The organism is Bathymodiolus azoricus thioautotrophic gill symbiont, assembly GCF_001298715.1.
Taxonomy (GTDB): domain Bacteria; phylum Pseudomonadota; class Gammaproteobacteria; order PS1; family Pseudothioglobaceae; genus Thiodubiliella.
The window spans coordinates 1-6,510 of record NZ_CDSC02000242.1 but is presented as its reverse complement, the minus strand read 5'-3'; the positions used below and the strand labels follow the sequence as shown (position 1 = coordinate 6,510).

Here is a 6,510-nt window from a genome sequence, read left to right as displayed (position 1 = left end):
ATTACCAAGAAAGTTTGCTCAAATATGATGATAAACTTGATAGGGTATTAACTCAACATTAAAATACCGTGTGTTTAATGCCGAGTTAATATTATTCAACCGTTACTGATTTGGCTAAATTCCTTGGCTGGTCAACATCGGTGCCTTTAATCAATGCTACATGATAACTTAACAATTGCAATGGGATAGTAAAGATGATTGGGGCAGTGATGCGTCCTAAGTTGTGTGTGGTGGGAATGATGCTCATGCCCTCCATTGGCTCAATATTTGAAGCTTCGTCTTCAAACACAATCATATGTGAACCACGAGATTTGACTTCTTGTAAGTTGGATTTCAATTTGTCTAATAATTCATCATTTGGAGCCACAACAATCACGGGTGTATCTTTGTCAATCAAGGCAATCGGACCATGTTTGAGTTCACCTGCAGGATAAGCTTCAGCGTGGATATAGCTAATTTCTTTGAGTTTAAGTGCGCCTTCCATGGCGATGGCGTGCATTGAGCCTCTGCCTAGGAACAATGCGTTGAACTTGTTTTTAAAGGTTTTGGCAAGCTCAATAATTTGGTCTTCTTGCTCAAGCGTTTTTTTGATTAAATTTGGCAGGCGATTTAGTCCGTCAACAATGGAAGCCTCTTGCTCCTTTGATACTTGGTTGTGGCATCTGCCAAGGGCAACTGATAGTAGCGCTAATGATACTAATTGTGTGGTGAATGCCTTAGTGCTTGCCACGCCGATTTCAGGACCTGCATGGGTTAAGAAAGTGAGCTCTGATTCGCGAGTCAAACTTGATTCAGCGCTGTTACAAATTGTTAACGAATAAATTTTTTTATTGCATTTTTTAACGGTTCGAAGTGCTTCCAAGGTATCGGCTGTTTCACCACTTTGAGAAATGGTAACAAATAAAGTATTGTCTAAAATAATTGGATTACGATAGCGATATTCACTAGCAACTTCAATATGAGTAGGTATCCTGGCAATATCTTCCAGCCAGTATTTAGCCACTAAACCTGCGTTATAGCTCGTACCACAGGCGATGATTTGCACATGTTCAATTTTTTTAAATATGGTTTTTGCTTCGTGACCAAAAGCTGATATTAGTACCTTGTCTTTGGTGATACGAGATTCTAATGTGTCGCTGATGGCTTGCGGCTGTTCAAAGATTTCTTTTTGCATATAATGTGCATAATCACCTTTTGAGATTTGCCCTTTTTTAAGTTTTGAGATTTTGATTTCTCTTTCAACTTTTGTGCCATTTTTGTCAAAAATAGTCACAGAATCTTTAGTAATATCAGCAATATCACCTTCCTCCAAGAATATAAATTGCTTGGTGATGCTAATTAATGCCATTTGATCTGAAGCGATAAAATTACCCTTATCACCCAAGCCGATTACCAAAGGTGAGCCACTTCTAGCAGCGACAATATGTCCTGGGTGTTGTGGTGAGATCACGCCAACACCATAGGCACCTTGGAAAGTAGTAATGGCAGTTTGCACCGCCTCTAATAAAGTGCCACATTTTTTTAATGCTTGGTGAATGCCGTGTGCAATCACCTCAGTATCAGTATCTGAAGTAAAGCGATAGCCTTGCACCTGTTGCTGGGTTTTAAGCGCTAAAAAATTCTCAATAATGCCATTATGTACCACGCCAACGCTATCGTTACAAATATGAGGGTGTGCGTTTTTTGTAGAAGGTTTGCCATGCGTTGCCCAGCGAGTATGAGCAATACCAATCGTACCATTGACTATTTCTGCATTAATGCAACCTTCAAGATTGGTAACTTTTCCTGCTGCTCTTGCGCGTTGTAGTACATTATCGTGTGTTAGCACAACCAAACCTGCCGAGTCGTAACCACGATATTCCAGGTGTTTTAAGCCATCAATTAAGAGGGGTGTAATATTGTTTTGACAAATACCGCCAACAATTCCGCACATATAAACAATAATTAAGATTAATGTTTGAAATTATAGTCAATATAATAACACTTATGACAATTGATTTACATAACCATTCCTATTATTCCGATGGCGTTTTATCACCCAGCGAAGTGGTATGTCTGGCAAAAGAATCGGGGTGCAATGTATTTGCGCTTACCGACCATGATACAACTGATGGGCTAATTGAGGCACAACAAGAAGCGAATAACCAGAATATTAAGTTGGTACATGGTGTTGAAATATCAGCCATGTGGAGTAAGATGACCATTCATATTGTTGGACTTAATATTGATAAAGATAATCCGATTTTGCGTTCGGGATTAAAGCAACATCAAGATTTTCGCAAAACTAGAGCTGAAAAAATGGCGCGTAGTTTGGGCGGTGCAGGTGTGGTGGGTGCAATGGAAAAAACCCAAGCACTTGCCAAGACCGATATGATAACGCGTACGCATTTTGCACAAATGCTCATTCAAGAAGGCATTTGCAAAGATATGAAATCTGTATTTAGACGATTCTTAACAGGTAAAAAACCTGGCGGTGTTGGCGGGAAATGGGCGCGGTTTGATGAAGTGATTAAGTGGATTCATGCCGCAGGTGGTGTAGCAGTATTGGCACATCCTTTGCGTTATCGTATGACTAATACTAAAATTCAACGAATGCTTTCGCACTTATCAAATGCTGGACTTGATGGCGTGGAAGTTATAACTGCCCATAGCACGGACGGCGAAATTACCTTAATGTCAAAGTGGGCAAATGAACATGAATTATTGCATTCTTGTGGTTCAGATTACCATGGTTGGAATAATCAGAGAATTAAAATTGGGTGTTTAAAGGATTTTTCTAATCCTGATAGAGCATTATGGAGAGATTGGTAATGGCAAAATTATTGGAAATTCACGCGCAGAATCCACAAAATCGCTTGCTTAAACAAGTGGTAGATGAATTCAATGCGGGTGGTGTAATTGTCTATCCAACGGATTCTGGTTATGCATTAGGTACAGCAATGGGCAATAAAAAAGGCTTGGAGCGAATTAGGTGTATTCGTAACTTGTCTAAGCGACACGACTTTACTCTAATGATGCGTGACTTATCTCATATTGGCGAGTATGCAAAGTTGGACAATAATGCCTTTCGCTTATTAAAAAAAATCTTGCCTGGGGCTTACACCTTTATTTTAGCAGGCACTCGTGATGTGCCAAAACGCCTACTACACCCTAAGAAAAAAACCATTGGCTTAAGAATATCCGCTCACAGTGTGGTTCAATCCATTTTAGAAGCACTGAATGAGCCACTTGTGAGCGTTTCTCTGATTTTAAAGGGGCGTGAGTTCTATCATATTTACGATGTGCGTGAGGCGTTGGATAAGCAAGTTGATATGATTATTGATGGTGGTTATTGTCCGCCAGAACCAACTACAGTCATTGATTTATCAGGTGATAGTGTTGAAATTATTCGCCAAGGTGCGGGCGACACCTCGCTCATTTCAGTATAATTCAATCCTTTATTTTTTTTAGTTATTAAAGTATTACAATGAAAACGGCACAAATTAGACAAAAATTCTTAGATTTTTATGCATCAAAAGGACACACTATTGAGCCAAGTGCTTCACTCATTCCGCATAATGACAAAACTTTATTATTTGTTAATGCTGGCATGGTGCCGTTTAAAGATGTGTTCAGTGGCGTGGAAAAACGCCCTTATAATCGTGCAGCGAGTTGTCAAAGGTGCGTGCGTGCAGGGGGCAAACATAATGATTTAGAGAATGTAGGTTACACCGCGCGCCATCATACTTTTTTTGAAATGTTGGGTAATTTTTCATTTGGTGATTATTTCAAACGCGAGGCGATTCAATACGCTTGGGAGTTTTTAACGGTTGAACTTAGACTACCTAAAGAAAAGCTTTGGGTTAGTGTATTTGAAGAAGACGATGAAGCGGAAGATATTTGGGTGAATGAAATCGGATTCCCTAGAAATCGCATTTCTCGTTGTGGCGCTAAAGACAACTTTTGGCAAATGGGTGATACTGGTCCGTGCGGTCCATCCAGTGAGATCTTTTATGACCATGGTGAAAATATTGCAGGTGGACCACCGGGGCATGCTGATGAAGATGGTGATAGATATATTGAAATTTGGAATTTGGTCTTTACCCAATATGATAAGCAAGAAGATGGCTATCTTAAGCCACTCGCTGCACCTTGTGTGGATACAGGCATGGGGCTTGAGCGCCTGGCTGCGGTATTGCAACACAAAAATAATAATTATGACACCGATGGCTTTAAAACCTTAACCAAAGCCATTGTTGGATTAACCAAAGAAGACGGTGGTATTAAGCAAGATAATGCCTCAGTGCGCGTGATTGCTGATCATATTCGTTCAACTGCATTTATGGTGGTAGATGGTGTGATTCCATCCAATGAAGGGCGTGGTTATGTGCTCAGACGCATTATTCGTCGTGCCATTCGTCACGGGCATAAAATTGGTATTAATAAAGTATTTTTCTATCGTTTAGCGCCAGTTTTGGCATTAGAACTTAAAGATGCCTACCCAGAACTCAAAAAAGCTTTGGCAAATGTTGAAAAAGTATTAAAGCGAGAAGAGCAAAGATTTGCACAGACACTAGACCAAGGTATGGGGATTTTAACCGCAGCGATTACTCAACTTAAAGGCAATGAGATTGACGGTGAAACTGTATTTAAACTTTATGATACCTATGGCTTTCCAGCTGATTTAACTGCTGATGTAGCACGAGAGCATAGTTTAACCATTGATATGGTTGGCTTTGAAATTGAAATGACCAAGCAACGCGATCGAGCCCGTCAAGCAGGGGACTTTAAAACCCTGCAAAAAGGCGTTGATATTAGCGAACAAACACAGTTTTTAGGCTATGAGCAGTTGGAAAGTTCCTCCTCAGTACAAGCCCTTATTAAAGAAGGCGAATTGGTGGAACAAATTGAAGCAGGCGAGCACGGTATTGTTGTGCTTGCTACTTCAAGTTTTTATGCCGAGTCAGGAGGACAAATTGGTGACTGTGGCATACTCTCAAATGATACGGTTGCGTTTGTAGTTAGCAATACACAGAAACAAAAATCAGGTGCATTTGAGCATCACGGTATTTTAAATAAAGGTATTTTAAAAGTAGGTGATGTGTTAGCAGCTGTCGTTGATAAAAAATCTCGCAAATGCATTGCTAGAAATCACTCAGCCACGCATTTATTACACGCTGCATTGCGCACGGTTTTAGGCGAAACGGTAACGCAAAAAGGCTCATTGGTTGATAGTGAAAAACTGCGTTTTGATTTCTCACATGATGAGGTAATTAACAAAGTTGAAATTGATAAAATTGAAGGTATGGTCAATCGTAAAATTTTAGCTAATACTAAAGTGCATACCGATGTTAGCGATATTGACACCGCTAAAAAGAAAGGTGCAGTGGCACTGTTTGGTGAAAAATATGGCGATACTGTACGGGTTTTAACTATGGGTAAAGACGATTTTTCAGTAGAGCTTTGTGGTGGCACTCATGTCAATCAACTTGGCGATATTGGATTGTTTAGAATTACCTCAGAAGGCGGTGTTTCTGCTGGTGTGCGTCGTATTGAAGCAGTTACGGGTTATAGTGCTTATCAGTTTGATAATCAAACACAAGATAACTTGAATCAAATTGCACAGATGACCAAGTCAAGTAGTGTACAAGTTGTAGAAAAAGTAGCACAGTTAATAAAACAACAAAAAGAATTAGAAAAGCAAATTGTTTCTATGCAAAAACAACTTGCCAGCAACCAAGGTGATGATTTGGTTAACCAAGCGCAAGGTGTGAATGGCGTATCTGTACTCGCTAGTGTTGTAGAAGGGGTGAATGGCAAAGATTTGCGCGATATTGTCGACAAACTTAAAGATAAACTCGGTTCAGCAGTTATCGTATTAGCAGCTGTTAGTGGCAATAAAGTATCATTGGTTGCTGGTGTTACCAAAGATTTAACTGATAAATACCAAGCAGGAAAAATCCTTAATCATGTTGCGCAACAAGTTGGTGGTAAGGGCGGTGGTCGTCCAGATATGGCGCAGGGTGGCGGTACAGAATCTAGTAAGGTAGATGAAGCATTGGCTTCAGTTAAGGGGCTAATTTAGACAATAAAAACCCGCTTCAAGCGGGTTTATGATGATTACTCCTATTTATGCAAAGGTTTCTTAAGGTTAAATTGCGCCATACAAAGCTCTTAAATACACTAGGTGAACACATAAAATCCAAGAGACTCAAACAATAAATTTCACAATTACAGTCGGCTGAAAAATTTGGTGTAAATACTACAACAATCTGCCGGTGGGAAAATGATAAAATCAAAAACATCCCACTAAAATACTGCCCACCACTTGCCGATTTTTGTTTTATTGGCAATATAACAAAACCAAAACTGCAAAAAACCAAAAGATTTCATCAAGGACCGAGTCAAAAACAACTTGCCAAGAGAATTGGCAAAAGTAGTCGTGATATTTTAATTTTAGAAAAAACATTATCGCTGTGAAGGTAAATAGTCAACCCTTAAAAACCACACAAAACATTGATTTATAACAAT

At 39.5% G+C, this 6,510-nt stretch carries 4 protein-coding genes; 3 read left to right on the top strand and 1 reads right to left on the bottom strand.

Going from position 1 to position 6,510, the window contains the following annotated elements:
- Positions 1-91: 91 nt before the first annotated feature.
- Positions 92-1,933, bottom strand: a complete 1,842-nt coding sequence (gene glmS / locus BAZSYMA_RS04635) for a glutamine--fructose-6-phosphate transaminase (isomerizing) (protein WP_090716128.1) — start codon at positions 1,931-1,933, stop codon at positions 92-94.
- A gap of 53 nt (positions 1,934-1,986) precedes the next feature.
- Between glmS and BAZSYMA_RS04630 the strand changes: the two genes are divergently transcribed.
- The 3 genes from BAZSYMA_RS04630 to alaS are packed head-to-tail and all read left to right on the top strand — an operon-like array spanning position 1,987 to position 6,064.
- Positions 1,987-2,811, top strand: coding sequence for a PHP domain-containing protein (locus BAZSYMA_RS04630; protein WP_090716125.1), 825 nt, complete (start codon positions 1,987-1,989; stop codon positions 2,809-2,811).
- Entirely contained in the window at positions 2,811-3,428 is a 618-nt protein-coding gene (locus tag BAZSYMA_RS04625) for an L-threonylcarbamoyladenylate synthase (RefSeq protein WP_090716122.1), read from the top strand. Before BAZSYMA_RS04630 ends, BAZSYMA_RS04625 begins: the two co-directional genes overlap by 1 nt.
- A 38-nt stretch (positions 3,429-3,466) precedes the next feature.
- On the top strand, positions 3,467-6,064 hold the full coding sequence (alaS, locus tag BAZSYMA_RS04620) for an alanine--tRNA ligase (protein ID WP_090716119.1): 2,598 nt from the start codon (positions 3,467-3,469) through the stop codon (positions 6,062-6,064).
- Positions 6,065-6,510: the final 446 nt, after the last annotated feature.